Here is a 23992-nt window from a genome sequence, read left to right as displayed (position 1 = left end):
CTTGTTTTTATGAAAACAAGATCGATGAAAGTGTAGACCAGTTAAATTGCTCCTCATGAAGAGGAACCTTTCCTTGTCTCAGCCCATACTATGGTGTATGCTTTTATTGATTGGCTTAAATGGAATAAAAGATGGAGGGAATCCAATGGCCACTACTCCAAGTATGGAAGATTATATAGAACGTATTTATTCACTAATTGACGACAAAGGTTATGCACGTGTTTCTGATATTGCAGAAGCTTTAGAGGTACATCCCTCCTCGGTAACCAAAATGATTCAAAAATTAGATAAAGGTAAATATGTGGTTTATGAGAAGTATCGTGGCTTTATGCTAACTCCCAAAGGGAAAAAACTAGGGAAGAGACTAGTGGACCGTCATGCGTTATTAGAACAATTCCTTAGTGTAATCGGCGTGAATGAAGAAAACATATACGAAGATGTAGAAGGTATTGAACATCATCTTAGCTGGGATGCAATCGACAGAATTGGAGATCTTGTTCAATATTTTGAAGAAACAGAAGACCGCGTTGGAGCTTTGCGTGAAGTGCAACGTAAGAATGAAGAAGATGAGCAATCCGAAGTATAATCGGATTGTTCTTTTTTTTGTACTAAATCGTCTCATATAAGATTACGATTTAATAAGGAGAAGGGGTGGTAGTGCGTGTATATCGATGGAGTATTTTCTGGTGGTGGAGTTAAGGGAATTGCTTTAGTTGGTGCTTTGCAAGCTGTTGAAGATAAAGGGCTCCAGTTTAAACGCACTGCAGGAACAAGCGCAGGTGCACTGATTGCGGCTTTGATCATAGCAGGTTACACAGGTGACGAAATAGAAAAAATCCTTCTCGATACAAACTTAAATGCACTACTCGACCGGAAGCAGGGCTTTACCTTTCCGTTAATGAGATGGTTGATGCTGTATTGGAAACTAGGTCTGTATTCTGGAAAAGATCTAGAAAAGTGGGTGCAGGGACTACTTAAAAATAAAGGGATCGAAACGTTCGGGGATATTGAAGAAGGGTCGCTTAAGATAATCGCGTCTGATATCACAAGAGGCAGGTTGATCGTCATTCCTGATGACTTGGAGCAGTATGGGTTCGTACCCGAGCAATTTTCAATTGCGAAAGCGGTACGAATGAGTGCTGGCCTTCCATTCTTTTTTAAACCTCATCCGCTTTATACAATCGATGGAAAAAAACATTTAGTTGTAGATGGAGGAATATTGAGTAACTTTCCGTTATGGGTCTTCAAGCCAGATGAATCGAATAAGCAACTACGTCCTGTGTTAGGTTTCCAGTTGAGTGCTAGCTTTGACAAAATTCCTGGTCATAAAATAAAAAATGCGATTGAGCTGTATCAGGCTTTGTTTGAAACGATGAAAGAGGCACATGACGCACGTTATATCGAAAAGCAAAAAGCTCAAAACATTGTGTTTATACCGGTGAAACAAGGAATAGCGACTGACTTTTCACTAGAGAGACAAGAGCAAAAGAAGCTTATCTCATTCGGGAGGGAGCGTACTGAGCAGTTTTTAAGAAGATGGAGAAAGCTACCGGAATCTTTTAGGACTTAATAACAAAAGCAGGCTGAGAAGTTCTCAGCCTGCTTTACTATGTTTTAAAAGAGTGCGCGGTTTTTCTTTTTACCTTTTCTACCTTCAATCACAGTAAATGGATTAGGTTTTTTATCGTCATTTAATGGACGTTTTTTCGGAACTAACCGTTTGGATGGAATGACCCGAAGGTGAGATGCGCTTTTACGAGTTGCCCCTCGTTTCTTCTGCAACTTAGAAGATTGCTTGGCAGCTTTCTGGTATGCAGAATTAACTTTGCCCATCCTTTTAGCCATAACCTTACGGACGATGAATATCACTAGAGCAGCGATAGCAGCTGTGATGAGAAGATACTTTAAGAGACCCATAGGATCAGTAAATAGCCTCCAAATAAATCCGAGAGCGGCAAGACCGATTATTGTATAAATAAGAGGTTGAACAACACGGTGTGACAAATGATTCACCTCCTGTTCGTCATTAAACAACTTGAGTGCTTGTTAAGCCTTCTTCGTGCTTTTTATCACGGGCAAGTAATTCCTTAAATGAACAAATCGCAACTTCAACTTGCTTATCATCTGGGTTCTTTGTAGTTAAGAGTTGAACCCATAATCCTGGATAACCTAACACGCGTAAAACAGGGATATTTCGGAATTTATTCGTTAATTGTAGTACTTCAAAAGAAACACCAAGTACTACTGGAATCAATAATACACGATAGATGAGTCTTACTAGGAGCGGATCAGAGGGAACCATTAAGTAGATGAAAACCCCGATTACAACTGTAAAGAGTATGAAGCTACTACCACAACGAAAATGTAGTCTAGACTGCTTCTGAACATTCTCGATCGTGATTGGAAGTCCAGCTTCATAGGCATTGATCACTTTATGTTCAGCCCCGTGGTATTGAAAGACTCGTTTGACGATAGGTGTTAAGGATATAAAATATATATATCCAAGTAATAATACGAGTTTAATCATACCTTCAATGATATTTTGGATAACGTGACCTGGAAATATAAATTCTAGCGAAGCAGCTGCAAGTGCAGGTAAGATGGTGAAAATCGTTTTCACGAAAGCAAATGAAATGACACCAAGTGCTGCAGCTCCAAGCAAGAACGTCATTTTAGAAGGTTCTTCTTTTTTTAGAGCTTCTTCATCATCAGCCGGATCAACATCATACCGCTCAGATGAAAAGTTCAGATGCTTCGTACCGTTTCCGCTTGCATCAATAATGGCTACGACTCCTCGTATAAAAGGAACCTTTTTCAATTTAGTTAAAAGTGGCTTTGGTTTCTTAGGTATCTCAAGATAATCGATCGAATCATCTTTCCGTCGAATTGCAGTTACAGATGTGTGTTTACCTTGAAACATCACACCTTCTACAACCGCTTGCCCACCGTATGCGGGTTTTTTTGTGTCTGACAATGTCTCTCACCAACCTAATTTTGTTTAAGTGGAATGAATTTAATCATCTCACTACCTTGTAAATGTCTTTCTTACATTCTACAAGAAACATGGAAAAACCTCTAGGTAAGCGATGTTAATATTCATTTTCCCCAACAAACTTTTTTTTAATCGCCTCAATAGGTGAATTATAGATAAATAATCCATTCTATTCTGGGATAGACTACTATCGGAGGTGTAGACATGGAAAAAGAGAGCCAAAACGATGAAAAAGAATTAGAACAAGATAAGAAAGAACAGCCTCTCAGTTTTACGGCAAAGGTCCTTAATATAGGGCTAGCTGGAGGGTTAATATGGGGATTGATCGGATACGTGACATATTTATTCAAGTTCACAAAGGTTCCTCCATCTCTTATCCTCTCCCCGTGGGCGCTAGGAGAATGGAAAAACGATCAGCTCGGACAGTGGATTGGAATCATCGCCATTGCAATCGTATCAATAGGCGTCGCTTTTCTTTATCGAGCTACGATGGTGAAAATAAATAACATGCTTGCTGGACTAGCATACGGCATTCTGCTTTGGATCATCGTGTTCTATTTACTTAACCCAATGTTTCCTGACCTTCCCTCAGTTATGAAGCTAGATAAGAATACTATTGTTACTACGATATGCCTCTACGTTCTTTATGGTGTATTTATCGGGTATTCCATATCGTTTGAGTATCACGAAAATCAGCAAAACGGCGCGTCCTATTCAAACAAATGAAGCTATGGTAGAATGTTCATGGAACATTCTTCTTTTTTTGCATTCAATTCCGTCAAAGGATACCGAGACTTCTAAATCTCATAGATCGTAAAGGGGCTTAAAATGAATCATTTCTACGTACTAAACGGGCCGAACTTAAATCGATTAGGCAAAAGAGAACCAGGGATTTATGGTAACGAGACATTGGAGACGCTTGAAGTGCGCTTAAATGACTTAGCTCGGCAGCATGGGGTTTCTCTAACTTTTAAGCAATCGAATCACGAAGGGGATTTAATCGATTGGATTCATGAAGCAGAGAATGCTGCAGGTATTATCCTAAACCCAGGAGCTTTTACACACTATAGCTACGCGATTCGAGACGCGATCGCTAGCGTAGATGTACCGGTGGTCGAAGTGCATCTGTCAAATGTACATAAACGTGAACCATTTCGTCACCAGTCTGTTGTTTCACCAGTTTCAGAAGGTCAAATTGTAGGTTTTGGAATGAAGGGCTATGAGCTAGCTTTATTGTCATTTCTGTAAACAAATAAGGAGGACTAAGTAGATGGAACGTATAGCGAAACTAAGAGAGTCATTTAAAGAATATGAAATTGATGCAATGTTGATTACTTCAGCTAGCAACCGAAGATATTTTTCTCATTTCACTGGAAGTTCTGGCGTCGTATTAATCACGGAAAAAGATGCGAAGTTTGTTACAGATTTTCGTTACGTTGATCAAGCTAACGAACAAGCAAAAGGTTATGACATTGTTCAACACAAAGGTCCGATTATTGATGAAGTTGCAAAAGTGGCAAATGAGCTAGGCGTTAAAAAGCTAGGCTTTGAAGAAACACAACTTACATACAACGTATTTAAAGCTTATGAACAAAAGGTAGAGGGAACTCTTGTACCGATCAGTGGCCTTCTTGAGAAGCATCGCATGATCAAAGATGCGAATGAATTACAAGTCTTAAAAGAAGCTACAGAGATTGCAGATGCAGCATTTCAACACATCACAGGATACATCCGTACAGGTATAACAGAACTTGATGTATCTAATGAGTTAGAATTCTTCATGAGAAAAAATGGTGCTACATCTTCTTCTTTTGATATTATCGTTGCGTCAGGAAAGCGTTCAGCGCTCCCTCATGGGGTTGCATCTGACAAGGTGATCCAGAAGAACGAACTTATTACTCTTGATTTCGGGGCATATTACAAAGGGTATTGTTCAGATATAACTCGTACAGTTGCGATTGGGGACCCTGGTGAAGAATTGAAAAATGTTTACCACACAGTCCTTGAAGCGCAGATGAAAGCCATGGACCAAATTAAACCAGGACTAACTGGTAAAGAAGCAGATGCGATTTCTCGTGACTATATCGCTTCTAAGGGATACGGTGAATTCTTCGGACATTCTCTTGGTCACGGTATTGGCCTTGAAGTTCATGAAGGTCCTGGCCTTTCATTTAAATCCGATACCGTCCTAGAGCCGGGAATGGTTGTAACGGTTGAACCAGGAATTTATCTCTCGGGCAAAGGTGGCGTACGCATCGAGGATGATACGGTCATCACTGAAAAAGGCAACGAAAAGCTATCTCATTCTACTAAAGAACTATTAATTCTTGGTGAATAATAAACTTGAGGAGGACAAGACATGATTTCGGTAAACGATTTTAAAACAGGTCTTACGATTGAAGTAGATAACGGAATCTGGCAAGTTGTAGATTTCCAACATGTTAAACCAGGTAAAGGAGCTGCCTTCGTACGCTCTAAGCTAAGAAACTTACGTAGTGGCGCAATTCAAGAAAAAACGTTTCGCGCTGGTGAGAAAGTAGCGAAAGCGCACATCGAAAACCGTAAGATGCAGTACTTATATGCAAGTGGCGAAATGCATACGTTCATGGATACAAACTCGTTTGAACAAGTTGAGCTTCCTGCTGATCAAATCAAGTACGAACTAAAGTTCTTGAAAGAAAATATGGAGATCTCAATTCGTATGTATGGTGATGAAACGATTGGAATCGAGCTTCCAAACACCGTTGAATTAGAAGTAACTGAAACTGAGCCTGGTATTAAAGGTGACACAGCATCAGGTGGCACGAAGCCTGCAACCGTTGAAACAGGTCTTACAGTACAAGTACCTTTCTTCGTAAACCAGGGAGATGTGCTTGTTATCGATACAGGAAAAGCAGAATACGTATCTCGCGCGTAACAAATGAACCGCTCTTGAAAGGAGCGGTTTTTTTTGTTGATAAAAAATGAGTGATTACTCACTTTAGTTATCGTATAATAAAAGTGAGTAATCACTCATTTTGAGGGAGGGAGTTTCGTGACCACTACGATTATCGATGCGAATGTGACAAAGCGTTTTGGGAAGAAGAAAGTACTTGAAGATGTGACGTTAACTCTCACTAACAATGAAATTTTCGGACTTCTTGGTCCATCTGGATCAGGGAAAACGACACTAGTTAAAATTCTATGCGGTATTGATGTGCCTACTGAAGGACATGTATCCGTTTTTGGTAAAAAGATGCCTGATTTAGAATTGATTAAGCGAATTGGATATATGGCCCAGGCTGATGCGTTATATCATGAATTGACAGCAAAGGAGAACTTGGTTTTTTTTGCAAGTATTAGCGGGGTAAAACGTAATAAAAGGGCAGAGCGAATTCAACAGGTCATGAAGCTAGTTGATTTAGAAAGTGACCTCAATACTAAAGTAGAGACTTTTTCTGGTGGAATGAAAAGGCGACTGTCACTTGCAATTGCCTTGTTGCACGAGCCGGACATTCTCGTGTTAGATGAACCAACTGTCGGAATTGATCCTGCATTACGAAATAAAATTTGGGATACCTTTGAAATATTAAAAGAGAGCGGTGTGTTAATCGTCGTAACGACTCACGTAATGGACGAAGCTGAACGTTGTTCTAGACTTGGAATGGTTCGGGATGGACAGCTTATCGCGATTGGAACTCCTGATGAAATAAAGACCAAAACCGAAGCATCAACAATCGAACAAGCTTTTTTATCATATGGAGGGTGAGTGTCATGAGAGTGTTAGCAGTCGTAAATCGCATCCTAAAGCAATTTTTGCATGATAAGCGGACGATGGCATTGATGATACTAGCTCCCATCCTTGTCCTAACTATGTTATCTCTCGTCTTCAATGGAGAAGAGTTGGAATTAAAGATTGGCTTAATCGATGTCCCAAGCACTGTTTATACTAATATGGAGCAAGAGAATGTCGCATTTGTTAAATTAGATTCTGACACAGATGTTAATGAAACGCTTGAGCAAGAGGATTATGATGCGATCTTAGCTTTTGAACAAGGGGAAAGTAAACTAATACTAGAGGGTAGCGATCCATCTATAAATAATGTGATCATAGATAACATTAAGAGTGAGATTAGCCCAAATACAACATCCGTCTCACTATCGGTAGAGCATTTGTATGGCTCTCAGGATCTAACAACCTTTGATAACATTGGACCGGTTTTGGTAGGGTTCTTCATATTCTTTTTTGTATTTTTAATTGCTGGAGTTTCTTTTTTAAGAGAAAGAACGCAAGGAACGTTGGAAAGATTACTTGCTAGTCCTATCAAAAGATGGGAACTGGTGATGGGATATGTCATCGGCTTTGGAGTCTTCACAACGATTCAATCGTCCATTATCGCCCTTTATAGCATTTATGTCATCGACTTAATGATGGAAGGTAGCTTTTTCTATGTGTTAATCATTACTGTCATGATTGCATTAAGTGCGCTGACGCTTGGAATACTGTTATCAGCGTTCGCAAAGAATGAACTACAGATGATTCAATTCATTCCTCTAGTAGTCGTGCCTCAATTCTTTTTTGCAGGGTTGTTTAAATTAGAAACGATTTCGGATTACCTGAGTTGGCTTGGTCCGTTAACACCTCTCTATTACGGTGCAGATGCACTTCGAGACGTGATGATTAGAGGACAAGGATTGATTGAAATCTGGACGAACTTAGTAGTGCTAGGAGGTTTTTCAATCGTTTTTATCATAATGAATATATTTGCTCTGAAGAAACACCGTAGCATATAAGGAGAGGGTGTAATGGGTAAGCAAGAAGATATAAATGAATTATTTAAGTCAAGTGAAAGTGATGTCTATGGTGAAGGGTTAACTCCGAAGCAGAAACGTATTCTTGAAGCGGCAATCCAAATGTTTTCTGAGAAAGGGTACTCGTCTTCTTCGACGAGTGAGATTGCGAAGCGAGCAGAAGTAGCAGAGGGAACGATTTTTAGGCATTATAAAACTAAAAAAGAGCTACTGTTAGCAATTGTGACACCTGTTATGAGTAATCTGCTAGCACCCTTCATTATTAGAGACTTAGATAAGGTTCTTAAGAAAAACTATAAAAGCTATGAAGACTTTCTCATTGCAATCGTGAAAAATCGGCAGGAATTTATTGAAAAGCATATATCTATAGTGAAAATTTTAATTCAAGAGATCCCTTTTCATGATGAACTTCGCAGCCAGTTTATCGACCGAATTGGAAAAGAAGTTTATACGCGATTAGAAGCAATCGTGTCGCATTTTCAAGCTAAAGGCGAGCTGGTTGAAATGCCTACTCAAACAGCGATAAGATTAACCGCCTCATCAATAGGTGGTTTCCTCTTTGCAAGGTACATCCTCCTTCCAGAGCACGATTGGAACGACGAGGAAGAGCTAAAACATACGATCCATTTTATTATGAATGGAATGAAAGCAAGATAACACCTAGCGCTTATGCTAGGTGTTTTTCTATTCCATCTATCTTGAGTAAAACAAAGGTTGTTAGTGAAATTAGTACCTTTCAGGTAAGACATAATTCATATAGCACCGGAATACTAGTGTAAGGAGTACATGCTAGGAAAGGGGGACATTTATGGAAGAAGTTCTACGTGTCCTGCCCGAAGGAGTAAAGGAGATTATCAAACAGTATTCAAAACAGGAAAGAGGTGGGATCGAAGAGATTAGATTACGAATTAACCGGCCTCTAGAAGTGATTATTAACGGCAGCCCACAGTTTCCTCGTCTTAATGGTAGAGAGTACTACGTTTCAAGAGAAGATGCTTCTCAAATGACGAATAAATTAAGCCAATATTCTTTGTATGCGTTAGAGGAAGAGTTGAAAAAAGGCTTTGTCACCATTCAGGGTGGCCATAGGGTGGGGCTCGCTGGGAAGGTGATTACATCCAACGGGAGTGTTAAAGCGATTCGAGATATCGCCTCATTCAATGTAAGAATTGCTAAGCAAAAGATCGGGATTGCTACCCCGCTATTATCATACCTATATTCAGATGGTTGGATGAATACAGTTATCCTTGGTCCTCCAAATTCAGGGAAGACAACATTGTTGCGTGATCTTACAAGATTGATGGCTGAAGGAGATAAAGGAAGACGGATCGCCTCTTCAAAAGTGGGCATTATTGATGAACGATCTGAAATTGCAGGGTGTGTAAAAGGCATACCTCAGCATCAATTAGGAAAAAGGGTCGATATTCTTGACGCGTGTCCAAAAGCTGAAGGAATGATGATGATGATTCGCTCGATGAGTCCTGACATTCTGATCGTGGATGAAATAGGTGGACTTAAAGAGAGTGAAGCCATTATCGAAGCCGTTAACGCAGGCATCAGACTTGTTGTGACGGTGCATGGAAATACGATAGAAGATTTATATAGGCGACCGAGCATTCAAGAATTGATAAGATCCGGAATGTTTAAGCGCTTCGTTGAACTTTCCAGAACAAGAGGCCCAGGTACTGTGAAATCGGTGAAAGACCATAAAGGAAATGAAATACGTCGTTCGAAGGTGATCTAGCATGAAGCTACTCGGTGCAATTTTAATTGTATTAGCAAGTACCTGGGCAGGTGTCGAATGGTCTAGGACGGTAAGTGAGCGGTCTAGACAACTCCGAATGCTAAAGTCAGCCCTTCAGTCTCTGGAAGCTGAAATCGTTTATGGCATGACGCCTTTAAGCGTAGCTTGTAGTCATATTTGTAGACAAGTAGGTCATCCTGTCTCATGGTTTTTCGACTCTTTCAGAAAGAAGCTAGAAGAAGGCCATACGACGGCATATGATGCCTGGATGAAAAGCATGGATGAAGTTTGGAAGTATACTGCTTTCAGACAGGAAGAGAAAGAAATTATGAAACAGCTTGGTGCAACGATTGGCCAACAGGATCGTGAGCATGAGCAAAAGCAGTTGCAGCTTGCTTTGATCCATTTAGAGAGAGAAGAGCAAGAAGCGAGAAATAATCAAATGAAATATGAAAAGATGTTCAAAAGTCTCGGGTTCCTAGGAGGTATTCTTCTCGTCATTCTATTGATTTAGTCACTGGGAGGATAAGCGGATGAATCATGATGTGAACAAAATATTTCAGATTGCTGGGATCGGAATCATCGTAGCGATGCTACACACGATTTTAAAACAGATGGGGAAGGAAGAATACGCTCAGTGGGTCACATTAATAGGTTTTATCGTCGTTTTGTATATGGTGATCACGATAATCGATGACCTATTTCAGAAAATCCGGGGAGTCTTTCTTTTCCAGGGTTAGGGGGTGTCGGCGATTGATATTGTACAAATAGTTGGAATAGGGTTGATCGCAACATTCCTAGCCATTGTCGTTAAAGAACAAAAGCCGGTCTTCGCATTTACAATTACCGTGTTCACAGGAGCAATAATCTTTCTATATCTCATAGGGGAAATCCAGCATATTATTCAGATGTTGGAAGGCCTAGCTTCAAAGGCAAATATAGAGATCATCTACGTAGAAACTGTGTTGAAAATAATAGGGATTGCTTATATTGCTGAGTTTGGTGCACAGATAACGCGAGATGCCGGTCAGGGCGCGATCGCTTCAAAGATTGAACTTGCCGGTAAGTTACTGATTATGGCAATGGCAATTCCTATCCTTAAATTAATCATTGAAACAGTTTTGAGATTGTTACCGACATGAGTGAGAGGAGGAATGGGACATGCCTCTTAAGAAACTGATGCTCTTGCTGTTTTTCCTCTTTATCTTTTATCCTTCTGAGGCTTTAGCTGATGATGGTGAAAGCAAGGAAACGATGACTGATCAATTTGTAGACAAGCAGTTAAATTCGCTCGGCTTACAAGAAATTCAAGCATATTGGAATCAAGTGCTTGATGAGTATGGGGGATTCTTACCAGAAAGTCAAAAAGGTACGTTTTTGGAGTTTGTAAAAGGAGAAAAGCAGCTATCTTTGAAAGCTTATTTCATAGGATTTGTGAAATTCCTTTTCCATGAACTATTAGTACATGGAAAGTTACTAGGAAGTTTAATTTTGCTTACTATTTTTAGCATATTACTCCAGAACATGCAGAATGCATTTGAACATAAGGCAGTAAGTACAGTTGCCTACTCTATTACCTATATGGTGTTGATCATTCTAGCTTTGAACAGTTTTCATGTAGCGATTCAATATACAGAGACAGCGATTACGAATATGATGAGTTTTCTCCTTGCGCTGATTCCACTCTTGCTAGCTCTCATGGCATCCGTGGGTGGAATAGCATCCGTAGCTTTCTTCCATCCGATCGTTTTGTTTTTAGTGAACACTGGAGGCTTGTTAATTCAGAAGTTTGTTCTACCTTTATTATTTCTATCGGCGGTGTTGGCTATCGTTAGTACGATTAGCGAACATTATAAAGTTACACAGTTATCTAATTTACTTCGAAATATAGCGATCGGAACACTGGGAGTGTTTTTTGCTATATTTCTAGGCGTGATATCTGTTCAAGGAGCAACGACAGCTGTTGCTGACGGAATCACGATTAGGACTGCAAAATTCGTTACAGGAAACTTCATCCCGGTTGTCGGTAGGATGTTTACAGATGCAACAGATACAGTCCTAAGTGCATCGGTTCTATTAAAAAATACTGTTGGACTAGCAGGGGTTGTTATTCTGCTCATGCTTTGTGCTTTTCCGGCATTAAAAGTACTTGCTCTAGCGCTGATCTATAATATCGCTGCAGCAGTCATCCAGCCTTTAGGTGGCGGTCCTATGATTCAATCTCTAAACGTTATTTCAAAAAGTGTACTATTTATTTTTGCAGCACTATCAATTGTATCTCTCATGTTTTTCTTAGCCGTAACGATCATTATTGCTTCAGGAAATATCACTTTAATGGTTCGTTGAGGGGGGATTGGATGGATATTATTACAGGGTGGGTAACAAACATTATCTTGCTTATCCTGATTGCAACTGTTCTTGAACTGTTGTTACCGAATTCTAATATGCAACGGTACGTGAAGATGGTGATTGGACTCATGTTGATGGCAGTTATCCTTTCACCTTTGCTTAAGATATTTACGGAAGACTTTGACGCAATGCTTAGATCGGTTACGATCAGGGATTCAAATACGAGCATCCAGATGGAAAATAGCATCGAAACAAAGAAAAGTGAAATACAAGCTTCAAACTCTGCATATATTGAAGAACAAATGGCTGTCCAATTGAAAAGTCAAGTTGAAAAGGAGTTGAGGGAACAATTTAATTTAGAGATTAGCGATCTTGCGTTAGCTTTAGGGGAAGTTGAAGGCGAGAAAAATATCGATCAAATAGCAGTCAAAGTTAAAGAATACAGTGAAGAGACAGCGGTGAATGATATTGAAGCGGTATCGATATCGTTTTCTGAGAGCGAAGAGGAAGAATTGAATGCAGATGCCAAGAAAGTAGCTTATTTTTTAGCAGATGAATGGCAGCTTTATCCGAATCAAGTTGGAGTTGAGGTGGAGGGGGGTGAGTAGGTGCCATGGAAAGTAAGTCAAGTTGGCTCGATCAATTAAAAAAGCCGAAGAAGAAAAAAGGAATGCCGCTTTTATATCTTGTTATAGCAGTGGGGGTAGGGATACTCTTCATGTTTACCGAAAACTTCTTCGCATCGCCAGGTCCAGCACAGGTGGTTACGTCAGATAAAACTGCTTCGAATGAAAGTGAACCTGCATTTGGTCAGAAAGCTTCAAATCCATCAACGATTGCAGAATATGAAAACCATTATGAAACACAGTTGAAAGAAGCGCTGGATGAGGTGAAAGGAGTATCGAACGCTACTGTAATCGTAAACTTGGATTCCACCGAAGAAAAAATAGTAGAGAAGAATCGCACTTCTACAGATAAATATACTTATGAAACACCGAACGAAGGTGGATCTAGGAAAATCGAGGAACAATCCAGCGAGGAGCAAGTGGTCGTAATACAAAATGATCAGGGTCAAGGTCCTATCGTTGTTTCAACTAGAAAGCCAGTCGTACGTGGTGTGGTCGTTGTGGCTGAAGGTGCAGAAAGTGCTCAAACGAAAAAGATGATTGTAGATGCAGTAACAAGGTTGTTAGATGTGAAGAGTCATAGGGTTATGGTACTTCCGAAAACCGAAAAGGGGGATTCATAATATGGTCTTGAAAAAGCAAACTGTCTGGCTTCTTACAATGCTTAGTTTGATTATCGTTCTATCGGCTTATTATATCATGACACCTAATTCTGAAAACGTGGCTTTTGTAGATGATCAAGAACAGAGCCAGGAGGAATCTAAGAAAGAAGATGCGAAAGAAACAAATGCAGATGAAGATATGGTAACATCGAGCGTCTCAAGCGATGAAACGTTTGCAGCACTTAGGTTAGATATTCAGGAAGAACGAGACGCCGCAATTGAGGAATATACTGCAGTGATTGCAAGCGAAGCTTCAACGGATTTAAGGAACGAAGCTCATGAACAACGTCAAGAATTACTAGCTTTATCACAAAAAGAATCTGTCCTCGAAAATTTAATAAAATCAGAAGGATACAGCGATGCGATTGTATATACACTGGCTGATAACAAAGTGAGGGTCATCGTTAAAGCCGAACAGCTATCGAATGAAGAAGCCAACAACATCATGGTTTTGGCTCAAGAACAGCTAGGAAATCAGCAGCGAATCGCAGTTGAATTCCAGCCAGTAAAGTAACGTGAAAGGTGGAGGAGACTCCACCTTTTTTATTTTGGTTACATTTATATCGTTTTTTAGTTTCCTTAATGAAAACGATTACGTAATTTGTTACGCTAAATAGAAGACTGATTTAGCTAAACTACCATCGACCAATAGGATATGTTATGATAAATGGGCTTATGACCTGCTCATATATAATGGTCTTAAATCATGGGGTGTATTCTTTCTGCTATTAGTAGGAAATACTATTGAGCAGAATATCTATGGTATAATCAGTAGTAAACGAGGCATGGTTCAAAAACGCCTCATTATAAAAAACAATTGTAAATGATAGGGAGTGTAGATTTTGTTAAAAGTTCAAGAAATCCGCGAATTGATTAAATTAATTGATGAGTCGAGTATTGATGAATTTGAATATGAAAATGAAGGTTCTAAGGTAGTTTTAAAGAAGAACGACGTTCAATATGCTCAAGCGCCGCAAGCAGTTCAACAGCCTGTTATGCAGGAAGCACCTGTAGCAGCACCTCAACCAGAAGCGAAAGCTCCTGTTAAAGAGCAAGCAAAAGAAGAATCAGCAGATCAGCAAGTTGACGACTCATTACATAAGATTGAATCTCCGATGGTTGGTACGTTCTATGCTCGTCCTAATCCCGATTCAGATGCGTACGTAAATGTTGGGGAAAAAGTGTCTGAAGAAAGCATCGTATGCATTATTGAAGCTATGAAGCTCTTTAATGAAATCGAAGCAGAAGTTAAAGGGGAAATCGTTGAAGTACTAGTAGAGGACGGACAGCTGGTTGAATACGGACAGCCTCTGTTCCTAGTGAAAGAATAAGGCGGTACGCATATGACTATTAAAAAGATACTCGTTGCTAACCGAGGAGAAATTGCTGTACGAATTATTCGTGCTTGTGAAGAGATGGACATTGAAACAGTAGCAGTATATTCCCAGGCCGATAAGGAAGCATTGCACGTAAGACTTGCTGATGAAGCTTATTGTATTGGACCGACTGCAGCCAAAGATAGCTATTTGAACTTCACGAACATTATGAGCATCGCAACTGTAACAGGTGTAGATGCAATCCATCCAGGATATGGTTTCCTTGCTGAAAATGCAGACTTTGCTGAACTGTGCCGTGAATGCAATATTACGTTCATCGGACCAAGCCCTGAAGCAATCAGTCGTATGGGCACAAAAGATGTTGCACGTACAACGATGAAGGAAGCGGGAGTACCGATCGTTCCTGGTTCTGAAGGTGTCATCAAGGACGCAGATGAAGGTGTCGCTTTGGCTAATGAAATGGGATACCCTGTCATCATCAAAGCTACTGCTGGTGGTGGAGGAAAGGGAATTCGTATCGCGAAAGATGAAAAAGACCTAGTCAAAGGAATCAATATTACGCAACAGGAAGCTTCCACTGCATTTGGAAACCCTGGGGTTTATATTGAAAAATTCATCGAAGACTTTCGCCATGTGGAGATCCAAGTATTAGCAGATAATCATGGAAACGCGATCCACTTAGGTGAGAGAGACTGTTCGATCCAAAGACGTCTTCAAAAGCTAGTAGAAGAAACACCATCTCCAGGTCTCGATAGTAAGATCAGAGAAAAAATGGGGGATGCAGCCGTTAAAGCTGCAAAAGCTGTTAATTATTCTGGAGCTGGAACCGTTGAGTTTATTTTCGAACCAACAGGGAACTTTTACTTCATGGAAATGAATACTAGAATTCAAGTTGAACACCCTGTAACAGAAATGGTTACTGGAGTTGACTTGATTAAAGAACAGATTAAAGTAGCTTCAAACGAAGAATTGAGCTTTAAACAAGAGGATGTTACCTTTAAAGGCTTCTCGATCGAATGTAGAATTAATGCAGAAGATCCTGACAAGAACTTCATGCCTTCTCCTGGTAACGTGCATATGTATTTACCGCCAGGCGGCTTCGGTGTACGCGTTGATTCAGCGGTATATCCGGGCTATGATATTCTGCCGTTTTATGACTCCATGGTTGCTAAACTGATTACGTATGGAGAAACTAGAGAAGAAGCGATCTCGAGAATGAAGCGTGCACTTGGTGAATTTGTGGTAGATGGTGTTAAGACCACGATACCTTTCCATATGCGACTCATGAACCACGAGAAATTTGTAAGCGGCGACTTTAACACAAAGTTTCTCGAGAAATATGATCTAACTGAAAAAACTACTAATTCTAAGTGAGGTGTTCATAAATGAATGAAGTTCAATCTTTTGAAATGGAAGAGCACGATACAGGGCTTGGAAAAGTCGAAATATCTCCGGAAGTCATCGAGGTCATCGGAAGTATCGCCGCATCGGAAGTAGATGGTGTAGCTGAGATGAGAGGGAACTTTGCCTCTGGTGTCGTTGAGCGCTTTGGTAGAAAAGACCATCGCAAAGGAGTAAGAGTTGAGCTTGGCGAAGATGGCATCATTCTTGATGCTTTCGTAGTTGTGAGCTATGGACTCTCAATCCCTGAAGTATGTCAGCAAATTCAAGAAAACATTCGACAAGCTCTTCTTACGATGACTGCTCTAGAAATCAGTGCAGTCAATGTAAGTGTAGTCGGTATCACATTTGATAAAAAAGAAACAGAAGATGAAGAATAAGCAGAGGGGATCTGATCCCCACTGCTTTTTTGTTTTTAGAGAGATTCACAATTGGAAAACCTGTATTTGTCTATTACAATATGCTATCATCTATTGGTATAGCAATATTAGCGTAAAAGGGGTATAGCAATGAAAAGAAGACATGCAAGAGAAAAGGCCATACAGGCGTTGTTTCAAATAGATGTGACAGACACCGATCCGAAAGAGGCGCTGGAACACGTATTAAGCGATGGAGAAGGTGACGAGTTTTTATCTGAGCTTGTCTTTGGAACGCTTGAAAACCTAGAGGAAATAGATGAAAAAATAAAAGCCAATCTCGTTAACTGGAACTTTAACAGAATTGGAAACGTGGATCGATCCGTATTAAGGATGGCCTGCTATGAAATGACTGCAAGAGAAGATATTCCAGTTAATGTAAGTCTGAATGAAGCTGTAGAACTTGCTAAGATGTTTGGTGGAGATGAGTCTGGACGATTCGTTAATGGCGTTTTGTCTAAAATGATTCAAAAAGCTTAACAAGTTTGCGGTGGAAGGAGGGGGAAGATTGGTAACAGATCGATATATTACAGTAACTGCTCTAACAAGGCATGTGAAAAGAATGATCGACAATGAGCCTGCACTACAGGATGTATGGCTTAGAGGAGAACTTTCTAATGTGAAGCTGCATAGTAGAGGGCATTTATATTTTACTGTTAAAGATGACAAATCTAGAGTGCAGTCCGTTATGTTCGCTGGCAATAACCGTCATATGAAATTTAAACCTGAGAATGGTATGAAGGTATTGATCAGAGGTGAGATTTCAGTCTTTGAACCATACGGACAGTATCAATTGTATGCTAGGGAGATGCAACCTGATGGCATAGGAAACCTTTATCTAGCTTATGAAGAACTGAAGAAGAAGTTAGAGTTTGAAGGTTTATTCTCAGTTGATCGAAAAAAACCGATACCTCGATATCCTTCTGAAATAGGTGTCATCACTTCTCCTACTGGAGCTGCAATCAGAGATATCTTCACAACGATTAAGCGTCGTTATCCCTCTGCACGAATCACTGTTTTTCCTGTTCTCGTTCAAGGTGTGAATGCCAAAGACTCTATCGTCAGAGCGATAGAGATGGCAAACTCGATGGAAATGATCGACGTATTAATTGTGGGTCGAGGTGGCGGATCGATCGAAGAGCTATGGGCTTTTAATGAAGAAGACGTTGCTAGAAGCATCTCTCTTTCGAAAATCCCTGTTATTTCTGCTGTTGGACATGAAACGGATTACACCATTTCAGATTTTGTTTCAGACTTAAGAGCACCTACTCCTACTGGCGCAGCTGAGCTAGCAGTTCCTAGCATGGTAGAGCTGGAAGAACGTCTGGAACAGAGGGTACATAGACTCATTAGAGTCATGAAAGAAAAGAAGCAAAGTGAACAAGAACGACTTTTACGCCTTCAAAGATCGTATGCCTTTCGCTATCCGAACCAATTGTTAAGTCAAAAAGAGCAGGAGCTTGATTTACAAGTCGAGCGGCTTCGTAAGACGATGAAACGCCAGATCGACTACACGAAAGAGCGTGTTGAACGAAATCATACACAGCTTCTTAAAAAGCACCCAGAGCAATTGGTAAGAGAATCTGCGAAGGGACTTGAAGACCTACGTTCATCGTTATATAAAGAGATGTCTAGGGTTGTTCAAGGCAAGCAAAGGGATTTTGCACATGCAACGGGTAAGCTGGATGCACTCAGCCCGTTGAAAATCATGAAGCGTGGCTACAGCCTTGCATACAAAGAAGACAAGTTAGTGAAGTCAGTTAAGCAAGTTGAGCCTGGTGATGTTATAAAGGTTCAGATGACTGATGGAAAGATAGATGCTCACGTATGGGGATTGGAGGAGAATGATTCACATGGAGAAGAATGAAGAAAAATACGAAAACGTTACGTTTGAAGAAGCGATGCAGAAACTTGAAGAAATCGTTGGCTCTCTTGAAGAAGGGAATGTTCCACTCGAAAAAGCAATTTCACTCTTTCAAGAAGGGATGAACTTATCGAACCTTTGTCATGATAAGTTACAGTCGATCGAAGGGAAAATGGATCAGATCGTTGGTGAGAATGGAGAGATTAAACGCTTCTCGGTTCAGGAGGATGAGGCGTGACGTCAGATTTGACTACTTACATGAAAGAATGTAAGAAATTAATCGATGGAGAGTTGAATGGGTTCATCTCACAACTAGAAATGCCGAGTGAGTTGAAAGAGGCGATGCTATACTCTGTAGATGCAGGAGGGAAGCGGATTCGACCTATTCTTATGTTGGCAACAGCAGAAGCGTTTGGCGCTTCGAAAGAAAAAGCATTTCATGCTGCGAGCGCCGTAGAAATGATTCATACGTATTCGCTGATCCATGATGACCTCCCTGCTATGGATGATGATGACTTGAGACGGGGAAAGCCAACTAATCACAAAGTGTTTGGTGAGGCTATAGCAATCCTTGCAGGAGATGCATTACTTACACAGAGCTTTGAGGTTATTAGCGATTCATTGTTACGAGACGATCAGAAAGTGAAGTTAATAACACTTATGGCACGTGCTGCTGGTCCTAGCGGGATGGTTGGCGGACAGATAGCCGATCTTTCTGGTGAAGAACAAGAGCTCACTCTTGAAGAGCTTGAATACATCCACCATCATAAGACAGGAAAACTGCTTGTATACTCGATTCTAGCGGGTGCGGTAATCGGAGATGCAACTGATGAACAAATGTCTCATTTAAAACAATTTGGAGAACATTTAGGACTTGCTTTTCAAATTAGCGATGACATTTTAGACGTTGAGGGTGACCAGGAAAAGATTGGGAAGTTACCTGGAAGCGATGAAACGAATAAAAAGAGTACCTATCCAAAGCTTCTTACTTTGGAAGGTGCAAAAAATAAACTAGCCTCTCACTATGATGAGGCGCTACTGCATTTAGCACAAGTTGGGGTAGGTACAGATCGGTTGCGTTCTCTTGCTAAATTTATTATAGAAAGAGATCATTAGAACAAAATTGAGAATATATAAGTATTGTGGTATAATACAAATAGACTGAGTGGTGCAGTATTCTAGTCAGTCCGGCTATTCTGAAGGCGGGCCTAAAAATCCGCCATAGGGCACATCGATGAAGTTCCTGGTGTTGGCTTGAGTCGCCCAGACTTGGGTCGATGCTGGGAGTTAAGGTCGCAGGGCGATCCACAAAGGCATGTGGGCGTTGACCCTGCTTCCGCGGAGGCCTATTCTTGTAGCTTGCGCGGTTAACGCCGCCAGCTATGAAATGGGGTATGAACCTGTTTCAGTCGCCAGGGATGCGGCTGAACAGCGTAGCCTGCCTTGAGTGGAGCTAGAGGGGATTATGGTTTATTGGAAAGGCGTTGCTAGGCCAGCATGCTTTTTCTACCACCCATATGAAATCTGCTCTGCAAAAGAGGCTAGGAATTGACCAGGACTGTTGAGGAAAACTCCTAGACTGTTCCGAGTGACACTTAAAGGGGATTATAGTGCGGACTAAGTGGTAATCCAGTCTAGCCAATGGTGACACGCTAAGACGGATGTAAAGGGAAACCGCCTGGACGGCGACGTTCAGGTATCCGTTTGGGAAAACCTACTGGACCTAAGCCGCAGTCTTTACTCTTTAAGTGACCACTCTGCGATACATAACGACGAGGTTGTTCACTTGACAGGATGAGGGAATTGAACTTCCTCATGTTTCACCTGTTATGCTGAACACCTCTTTTTATTTCATATTCACAAGGAGTAAAGATGAAAGCTTCGATATCAAAGTCCATAAACTGGAGTTTAGCGATTGCCGTTATCACACTTGTGTTAGCGGCTATTTTTTCAATCATATCAACAGCTGTTTTGAGTGGCGTAACCTGGGCACTCGGAATGGTCGTCGTTTTACTGATCGTTCTTATAGGAATATTTTTTGATACAATAGGAGTAGCTTCCACTGCTGCCAATGAAGTGCCGTTCCATGCGATGGCAGCGGAACGACTGACTGGAGCAAAGCATGCTATCTTCATTACACGAAACGCAGACCGCGTGGCAAGTTTCTGTAATGACGTGATCGGGGACATTTCGGGTATCATAAGTGGTACTGCAGCAGCTGCCGTTGTCGTTCAGTTGACACTTCAACTTGGACATGACGAAGGATCTCTGTTTCAATATATAGTATCAGTAGTATTTACCAGTGTTGTCGCTGCCTTGACTGTAGGGGGAAAAGCCCTCGGTAAAACGTTTGCAATTCATTTTTCTACACAAATCATCTTTCAAGTAGGTCGATTCTTATACTTAATTGAAAAAACGTTCAAAATCAAGATGGTTGCAAAACAGTCCAAGAAGAAAAAGAAGCAAGCGTAAATCGAAATATAGAAGGGGAGGACATTCCCATGGATTTGGAAAAAATCGAGAATCCGAAATTTTTAAAAAAATATAACGTTGAACAAATGACAGAGTTAGCAGAAGATATTAGGGAGTTCTTGATTAACAAACTTTCCGTAACAGGGGGACACTTAGGACCGAATCTTGGTGTCGTAGAGCTCACGATCGTGTTACACAAAATCTTTGATAGTCCGAAAGATAAATTTCTTTGGGATGTAGGACATCAAGCGTACGTCCATAAGATTTTGACAGGTAGAAGTACGCAATTCGATACTCTCAGAAAATATAAAGGACTCTGTGGGTTTCCAAAACGGAATGAAAGTGAACATGATGTATGGGAAACTGGTCATAGTTCGACTTCTCTCTCTGCAGCTATGGGAATGGCGGCTGCCCGCGATATTAAAGGAACAGACGAAAATGTCGTGGCGATCATCGGTGATGGTGCATTAACGGGTGGAATGGCTCTAGAAGCACTCAACCATATTGGTCACGAACAAAAAGATATGCTCGTCATATTGAATGATAATGAAATGTCCATTGCCCCTAACGTTGGTGCACTCCACAATGTTCTTGGGAAAATGAGGACTGCTGGTAAATATCATAAAGCAAAAGAGGAACTTGAATACTTATTGAAGAGAATTCCCGCGTTCGGTGGCGCATTAGCTTCCACAGCTGAACGTGTGAAGGATGCAATGAAATACCTTTTAGTTTCTGGAATCTTTTTTGAAGAGCTAGGTTTTACGTATCTCGGTCCGGTGGATGGTCATGACGTGGACGCTCTTATGGAAAATATTAACTATGCCAAGAAAACAAAAGGACCAGTGATCGTTCACGTTCTGACTAAAAAAGGAAAAGGCTATCACCCCGCTGAAAACGATCAAATTGGGACGTGGCACGGTGTGAGTCCATACAAAATCGAAGCTGGAGAGCAAATCAAGCCTAAAGCTGCTGCCCCTGGTTACAGCAAGGTAGTTAGTGAAACGGTTCGAAAACTAGCTGAAAAAGATGATCGGATCTCAGTTATTACCCCTGCTATGACAGTTGGGTCTAAGTGGGAAGCATTCGAGAATCAATTTCCAGACAGATTGTTTGATGTAGGGATCGCAGAGCAGCATGCAACAACGATGGCTGCGGGACTTGCTACTCAAGAATTAAAACCTGTACTGTCTATTTACTCTACGTTTTTACAACGTGCATATGACCAATTAGTTCATGATGTTTGCCGTCAAAACCTGAATGTATTGATCGCTATAGACAGATCTGGCCTAGTCGGTGCTGACGGTGAAACTCATCAAGGTGTATTCGACATCTCATTCCTTCGTCACCTACCAAACATGGTCTTAATGATGGCGAAAGACGAGAATGAGCTACAGAACATGGTCTACACAGGATACAAATATAATAGTGGTCCTATTGCAATTCGCTACCCTCGTGGAAATGGCATCGGGGTTTCAATGGATAAAGAACTAAAAGAAATACCGATCGGTTCTTGGGAAGTGTTAAGAGAAGGATCTGATATTGCACTTCTTTCATTCGGTCCTACCCTACAAGATTTATTAAAAGCAGCCGAGCAATTGGAAAAGGAAGGCATTTCAGCAAGAGTCATCAATGCGCGCTTCATCAAACCACTTGATGAGAAAATGATGTCAGAGCTTATCCAAGAAGGTATCCCGATGCTTACTGTTGAGGAATCGATTTTGCAAGGTGGTTTCGGAAGTGCTGTTTTAGAGTATGTAAATGACAGTGGTTACCAGCATGGAACGATTGAGAGAATGGGTATTCCTGATACGTATATTGAGCACGGAAGTGTAGGAGAACTGTTGAAAGAAATTGGGTTGACTGCGGAAGATATTGCTGAAAAGGCAAAGAAAATATTACCAGCAAAGCAAAAGAGGGCATAGAGTAACATGGCAAAAAAAGAAAGACTAGATGTGCTCCTTGTTAATCGAGGGCTGATCGATACAAGAGAAAAAGCAAAGAGAGCGATTATGGCGGGTTTGGTGTATTCTGAATCCGAGCGATTAGATAAGCCAGGAGTCAAAGTTAACGATGATATTGTTCTCCATGTCAAAGGCGACACACTCCGTTATGTTGGGCGAGGCGGTCTCAAGTTAGAGAAAGCAATCGAGACATTTGAGCTTGATTTAAGGAATAAGGTCGTCCTTGATATCGGTTCTTCAACAGGTGGTTTTACAGATTGTGCCTTACAAAACGGGGCTTCAACAGTTTATGCACTCGACGTTGGATACAATCAGCTGGCATGGAAACTTCGTGTAGATGACAGAGTGGTAGTCATGGAAAGAACAAACTTTCGATATTGTACGAAAGATGACTTTACAAGTGGATTACCTGAATTTGCTTCCATCGATGTCTCGTTTATTTCTCTTAAAATTATCCTTCCTGTCTTGAAGACGATCTTTGAAACGAGTGGGGAAGTTGTCGCACTTGTCAAACCACAGTTTGAAGCTGGAAGAGACGACGTAGGAAAAAAAGGAATCGTCCGAGACAAAAAAGTACACCAAAGAGTATTAGAAGATATGGTCGAATTTGTGACTGAATCTGGTTATCAAGTCAAAGGGCTTTCGTTCTCTCCTATTACAGGTGGGGAAGGGAATATTGAGTTTCTTTTGCACCTTGGATGGAAACAGGTTCATGAAGGTTTAGAAGAAGTAAATGTAGTTGAAGTAGTCGATCAGGCACACAATCAACTTTGAAGGATACATACGTGTATCCTTTTTTTAATCGATCTGGTTACGAAAATAGCGTGCGTTTCAAATGAATATTTATGTATGCCTATACAAAAAGAGGATAGGGCTATATAATAAGGCTGACGTTACATATGTGTATTTTTTTGGAGGGTTTTAAATGAATAAAGGTCAACGCCATATAAAAATCCGAGAGCTAATAGCCAATCAGGACGTAGAAACTCAGGACGAGCTTGTTTATTGTTTAAAAAGTGCAGGGTTTAATGTTACACAGGCGACTGTTTCAAGAGATATAAAAGAACTCCATCTCGTAAAAGTACCTACGATTGATGGTAGGTATAAGTACAGTCTTCCAGCCGATCAGCGATTTAATCCTCTGCAAAAACTAAAAAGAACGTTAACTGATGCTTTCATTAGTATTGATGATGCTGATCATTTAATCGTTATGAAGACGTTACCAGGAAATGCGAACGCTATAGGAGCATTGATCGACAATTTAGATTGGGAAGAAATAATGGGAAATATCAGTGGGGATGATACAATCTTAATTATTTGTAAGAAGCCTGAACATGCCCCTCTGATTTCTCAACGCTTTATCGATATGTTGTAATA

The 23992-nt window shown here is 40.7% G+C and carries 30 protein-coding genes; 28 read left to right on the top strand and 2 right to left on the bottom strand.

All coding sequences use genetic code 11. From position 1 onward, the window contains the following. Positions 1-145: 145 nt before the first annotated feature. Together mntR and PFZ69_RS01345 are read left to right on the top strand one after the other, a co-directional pair. Positions 146-586 (top strand): transcriptional regulator MntR, encoded by a 441-nt coding sequence (gene mntR, locus PFZ69_RS01350; RefSeq protein WP_270179244.1) that lies wholly within the window; start codon positions 146-148, stop codon positions 584-586. Between the two features lie 75 nt (positions 587-661). Next, a complete protein-coding gene (locus tag PFZ69_RS01345) occupies positions 662-1570 on the top strand; it encodes a patatin-like phospholipase family protein (protein WP_270179243.1) in 909 nt (302 codons plus the stop codon). 44 nt (positions 1571-1614) lie between these two features. Here PFZ69_RS01345 and PFZ69_RS01340 read toward each other — a convergent pair whose 3' ends face one another. Beyond that, positions 1615-2004: an SA1362 family protein gene (locus PFZ69_RS01340; RefSeq protein WP_270179242.1), complete on the bottom strand. Its 390-nt coding sequence runs from the start codon at positions 2002-2004 to the stop codon at positions 1615-1617. Between the two features lie 22 nt (positions 2005-2026). Then, positions 2027-2974 carry a DUF1385 domain-containing protein gene (locus PFZ69_RS01335; RefSeq protein WP_270179241.1) on the bottom strand — a complete coding sequence of 316 codons (948 nt, stop codon included), beginning with the start codon at positions 2972-2974 and terminating at the stop codon, positions 2027-2029. A 222-nt stretch (positions 2975-3196) separates the two neighbouring features. Between PFZ69_RS01335 and PFZ69_RS01330 the strand changes: the two genes are divergently transcribed. The 26 genes from PFZ69_RS01330 (at position 3197) to ahrC (ending at position 23990) form a co-directional block, all read left to right on the top strand. Further along, on the top strand, positions 3197-3718 hold the full coding sequence (locus tag PFZ69_RS01330; protein WP_270179240.1) for a YqhR family membrane protein: 522 nt from the start codon (positions 3197-3199) through the stop codon (positions 3716-3718). A 102-nt stretch (positions 3719-3820) separates the two neighbouring features. After that, entirely contained in the window at positions 3821-4240 is a 420-nt protein-coding gene (aroQ, locus tag PFZ69_RS01325) for a type II 3-dehydroquinate dehydratase (RefSeq protein WP_270179239.1), read from the top strand. Between the two features lie 22 nt (positions 4241-4262). Beyond that, positions 4263-5330, top strand: coding sequence for a M24 family metallopeptidase (locus tag PFZ69_RS01320; RefSeq protein WP_270179238.1), 1068 nt, complete (start codon positions 4263-4265; stop codon positions 5328-5330). 21 nt (positions 5331-5351) lie between these two features. Continuing rightward, positions 5352-5909, top strand: coding sequence for an elongation factor P (efp, locus tag PFZ69_RS01315; RefSeq protein WP_270179237.1), 558 nt, complete (start codon positions 5352-5354; stop codon positions 5907-5909). A 117-nt stretch (positions 5910-6026) separates the two neighbouring features. Next, entirely contained in the window at positions 6027-6740 is a 714-nt protein-coding gene (locus PFZ69_RS01310; RefSeq protein ID WP_270179236.1) for an ABC transporter ATP-binding protein, read from the top strand. Positions 6741-6745: 5 nt separating this feature from the next. Beyond that, the gene (locus PFZ69_RS01305) at positions 6746-7765 is read left to right on the top strand and encodes an ABC transporter permease (RefSeq protein ID WP_270179235.1); all 1020 of its coding nucleotides are present in this window, start codon (positions 6746-6748) and stop codon (positions 7763-7765) included. 12 nt (positions 7766-7777) lie between these two features. Then, entirely contained in the window at positions 7778-8440 is a 663-nt protein-coding gene (locus PFZ69_RS01300) for a TetR/AcrR family transcriptional regulator (protein WP_270179234.1), read from the top strand. Between the two features lie 151 nt (positions 8441-8591). Next, the gene (gene spoIIIAA, locus PFZ69_RS01295; RefSeq protein ID WP_270179233.1) at positions 8592-9527 is read left to right on the top strand and encodes a stage III sporulation protein AA; all 936 of its coding nucleotides are present in this window, start codon (positions 8592-8594) and stop codon (positions 9525-9527) included. A 1-nt stretch (position 9528) separates the two neighbouring features. Next, positions 9529-10041, top strand: coding sequence for a stage III sporulation protein SpoIIIAB (gene spoIIIAB / locus PFZ69_RS01290; protein WP_270179232.1), 513 nt, complete (start codon positions 9529-9531; stop codon positions 10039-10041). Positions 10042-10060: 19 nt separating this feature from the next. After that, positions 10061-10267 carry a stage III sporulation protein AC gene (spoIIIAC, locus tag PFZ69_RS01285; RefSeq protein WP_224878330.1) on the top strand — a complete coding sequence of 69 codons (207 nt, stop codon included), beginning with the start codon at positions 10061-10063 and terminating at the stop codon, positions 10265-10267. 12 nt (positions 10268-10279) lie between these two features. Next, positions 10280-10669 (top strand): stage III sporulation protein AD, encoded by a 390-nt coding sequence (gene spoIIIAD, locus PFZ69_RS01280; protein WP_270180586.1) that lies wholly within the window; start codon positions 10280-10282, stop codon positions 10667-10669. Between the two features lie 19 nt (positions 10670-10688). Further along, the gene (gene spoIIIAE / locus PFZ69_RS01275) at positions 10689-11873 is read left to right on the top strand and encodes a stage III sporulation protein AE (protein WP_270179231.1); all 1185 of its coding nucleotides are present in this window, start codon (positions 10689-10691) and stop codon (positions 11871-11873) included. Positions 11874-11884: 11 nt separating this feature from the next. Next, positions 11885-12484 (top strand): stage III sporulation protein AF, encoded by a 600-nt coding sequence (gene spoIIIAF, locus PFZ69_RS01270; protein WP_270179230.1) that lies wholly within the window; start codon positions 11885-11887, stop codon positions 12482-12484. Between the two features lie 5 nt (positions 12485-12489). Beyond that, a complete protein-coding gene (spoIIIAG, locus tag PFZ69_RS01265; protein ID WP_270179229.1) occupies positions 12490-13125 on the top strand; it encodes a stage III sporulation protein AG in 636 nt (211 codons plus the stop codon). A gap of 1 nt (position 13126) precedes the next feature. Continuing rightward, entirely contained in the window at positions 13127-13678 is a 552-nt protein-coding gene (locus tag PFZ69_RS01260) for a SpoIIIAH-like family protein (protein ID WP_270179228.1), read from the top strand. A 328-nt stretch (positions 13679-14006) separates the two neighbouring features. Continuing rightward, positions 14007-14495 carry an acetyl-CoA carboxylase biotin carboxyl carrier protein gene (gene accB, locus PFZ69_RS01255; protein ID WP_270179227.1) on the top strand — a complete coding sequence of 163 codons (489 nt, stop codon included), beginning with the start codon at positions 14007-14009 and terminating at the stop codon, positions 14493-14495. 12 nt (positions 14496-14507) lie between these two features. After that, positions 14508-15875: an acetyl-CoA carboxylase biotin carboxylase subunit gene (gene accC / locus PFZ69_RS01250; protein ID WP_270179226.1), complete on the top strand. Its 1368-nt coding sequence runs from the start codon at positions 14508-14510 to the stop codon at positions 15873-15875. A gap of 11 nt (positions 15876-15886) precedes the next feature. Next, a complete protein-coding gene (locus PFZ69_RS01245) occupies positions 15887-16282 on the top strand; it encodes an Asp23/Gls24 family envelope stress response protein (RefSeq protein ID WP_270179225.1) in 396 nt (131 codons plus the stop codon). Between the two features lie 129 nt (positions 16283-16411). Continuing rightward, a complete protein-coding gene (gene nusB / locus PFZ69_RS01240) occupies positions 16412-16798 on the top strand; it encodes a transcription antitermination factor NusB (protein WP_270179224.1) in 387 nt (128 codons plus the stop codon). A gap of 28 nt (positions 16799-16826) precedes the next feature. Then, a complete protein-coding gene (gene xseA, locus PFZ69_RS01235; RefSeq protein ID WP_270179223.1) occupies positions 16827-18185 on the top strand; it encodes an exodeoxyribonuclease VII large subunit in 1359 nt (452 codons plus the stop codon). Next, positions 18172-18420: an exodeoxyribonuclease VII small subunit gene (locus PFZ69_RS01230; RefSeq protein ID WP_442865072.1), complete on the top strand. Its 249-nt coding sequence runs from the start codon at positions 18172-18174 to the stop codon at positions 18418-18420. The genes xseA and PFZ69_RS01230 overlap by 14 nt, the downstream gene beginning before the upstream one ends. After that, a complete protein-coding gene (locus tag PFZ69_RS01225; RefSeq protein ID WP_270179221.1) occupies positions 18417-19298 on the top strand; it encodes a polyprenyl synthetase family protein in 882 nt (293 codons plus the stop codon). Before PFZ69_RS01230 ends, PFZ69_RS01225 begins: the two co-directional genes overlap by 4 nt. Before the next feature lie 756 nt (positions 19299-20054). After that, on the top strand, positions 20055-20654 hold the full coding sequence (locus tag PFZ69_RS01220; protein ID WP_270179220.1) for a hypothetical protein: 600 nt from the start codon (positions 20055-20057) through the stop codon (positions 20652-20654). 29 nt (positions 20655-20683) lie between these two features. Beyond that, entirely contained in the window at positions 20684-22576 is a 1893-nt protein-coding gene (dxs, locus tag PFZ69_RS01215) for a 1-deoxy-D-xylulose-5-phosphate synthase (RefSeq protein WP_270179219.1), read from the top strand. Positions 22577-22582: 6 nt separating this feature from the next. Beyond that, positions 22583-23389, top strand: coding sequence for a TlyA family RNA methyltransferase (locus PFZ69_RS01210; RefSeq protein WP_270179218.1), 807 nt, complete (start codon positions 22583-22585; stop codon positions 23387-23389). 151 nt (positions 23390-23540) lie between these two features. Next, positions 23541-23990 (top strand): transcriptional regulator AhrC/ArgR, encoded by a 450-nt coding sequence (gene ahrC / locus PFZ69_RS01205; RefSeq protein ID WP_270179217.1) that lies wholly within the window; start codon positions 23541-23543, stop codon positions 23988-23990. Positions 23991-23992 lie beyond the last annotated feature (2 nt).

Origin of the sequence: Alkalihalobacillus sp. CinArs1, assembly GCF_947387515.1 — a bacterium.
Taxonomy (GTDB): Bacteria; Bacillota; Bacilli; order Bacillales; family Guptibacillaceae; genus Guptibacillus.
The sequence above is the reverse complement of the archived record's forward strand: the minus strand, read 5'-3'. Positions and strand labels throughout refer to the sequence as shown.

Excerpts from the sequence above, each read along its gene's own strand:
- PFZ69_RS01320 (WP_270179238.1), top strand. The coding sequence starts at position 4,263 with ATGGAACGTATAGCGAAACTAAGAGAGTCATTTAAAGAATATGAAATT.
- spoIIIAE (WP_270179231.1), top strand. The coding sequence starts at position 10,689 with ATGCCTCTTAAGAAACTGATGCTCTTGCTGTTTTTCCTCTTTATCTTT.
- dxs (WP_270179219.1), top strand. The coding sequence starts at position 20,684 with ATGGATTTGGAAAAAATCGAGAATCCGAAATTTTTAAAAAAATATAAC.
- spoIIIAF (WP_270179230.1), top strand. The coding sequence starts at position 11,885 with ATGGATATTATTACAGGGTGGGTAACAAACATTATCTTGCTTATCCTG.
- PFZ69_RS01330 (WP_270179240.1), top strand. The coding sequence starts at position 3,197 with ATGGAAAAAGAGAGCCAAAACGATGAAAAAGAATTAGAACAAGATAAG.
- efp (WP_270179237.1), top strand. The coding sequence starts at position 5,352 with ATGATTTCGGTAAACGATTTTAAAACAGGTCTTACGATTGAAGTAGAT.
- aroQ (WP_270179239.1), top strand. The coding sequence starts at position 3,821 with ATGAATCATTTCTACGTACTAAACGGGCCGAACTTAAATCGATTAGGC.
- PFZ69_RS01210 (WP_270179218.1), top strand. The coding sequence starts at position 22,583 with ATGGCAAAAAAAGAAAGACTAGATGTGCTCCTTGTTAATCGAGGGCTG.
- spoIIIAC (WP_224878330.1), top strand. The coding sequence starts at position 10,061 with ATGAATCATGATGTGAACAAAATATTTCAGATTGCTGGGATCGGAATC.
- PFZ69_RS01245 (WP_270179225.1), top strand. The coding sequence starts at position 15,887 with ATGAATGAAGTTCAATCTTTTGAAATGGAAGAGCACGATACAGGGCTT.
- spoIIIAA (WP_270179233.1), top strand. The coding sequence starts at position 8,592 with ATGGAAGAAGTTCTACGTGTCCTGCCCGAAGGAGTAAAGGAGATTATC.
- PFZ69_RS01305 (WP_270179235.1), top strand. The coding sequence starts at position 6,746 with ATGAGAGTGTTAGCAGTCGTAAATCGCATCCTAAAGCAATTTTTGCAT.
- spoIIIAB (WP_270179232.1), top strand. The coding sequence starts at position 9,529 with ATGAAGCTACTCGGTGCAATTTTAATTGTATTAGCAAGTACCTGGGCA.
- PFZ69_RS01300 (WP_270179234.1), top strand. The coding sequence starts at position 7,778 with ATGGGTAAGCAAGAAGATATAAATGAATTATTTAAGTCAAGTGAAAGT.
- spoIIIAG (WP_270179229.1), top strand. The coding sequence starts at position 12,490 with ATGGAAAGTAAGTCAAGTTGGCTCGATCAATTAAAAAAGCCGAAGAAG.
- accC (WP_270179226.1), top strand. The coding sequence starts at position 14,508 with ATGACTATTAAAAAGATACTCGTTGCTAACCGAGGAGAAATTGCTGTA.
- ahrC (WP_270179217.1), top strand. The coding sequence starts at position 23,541 with ATGAATAAAGGTCAACGCCATATAAAAATCCGAGAGCTAATAGCCAAT.
- PFZ69_RS01230 (WP_442865072.1), top strand. The coding sequence starts at position 18,172 with ATGGAGAAGAATGAAGAAAAATACGAAAACGTTACGTTTGAAGAAGCG.
- nusB (WP_270179224.1), top strand. The coding sequence starts at position 16,412 with ATGAAAAGAAGACATGCAAGAGAAAAGGCCATACAGGCGTTGTTTCAA.
- PFZ69_RS01260 (WP_270179228.1), top strand. The coding sequence starts at position 13,127 with ATGGTCTTGAAAAAGCAAACTGTCTGGCTTCTTACAATGCTTAGTTTG.
- mntR (WP_270179244.1), top strand. The coding sequence starts at position 146 with ATGGCCACTACTCCAAGTATGGAAGATTATATAGAACGTATTTATTCA.
- PFZ69_RS01220 (WP_270179220.1), top strand. The coding sequence starts at position 20,055 with ATGAAAGCTTCGATATCAAAGTCCATAAACTGGAGTTTAGCGATTGCC.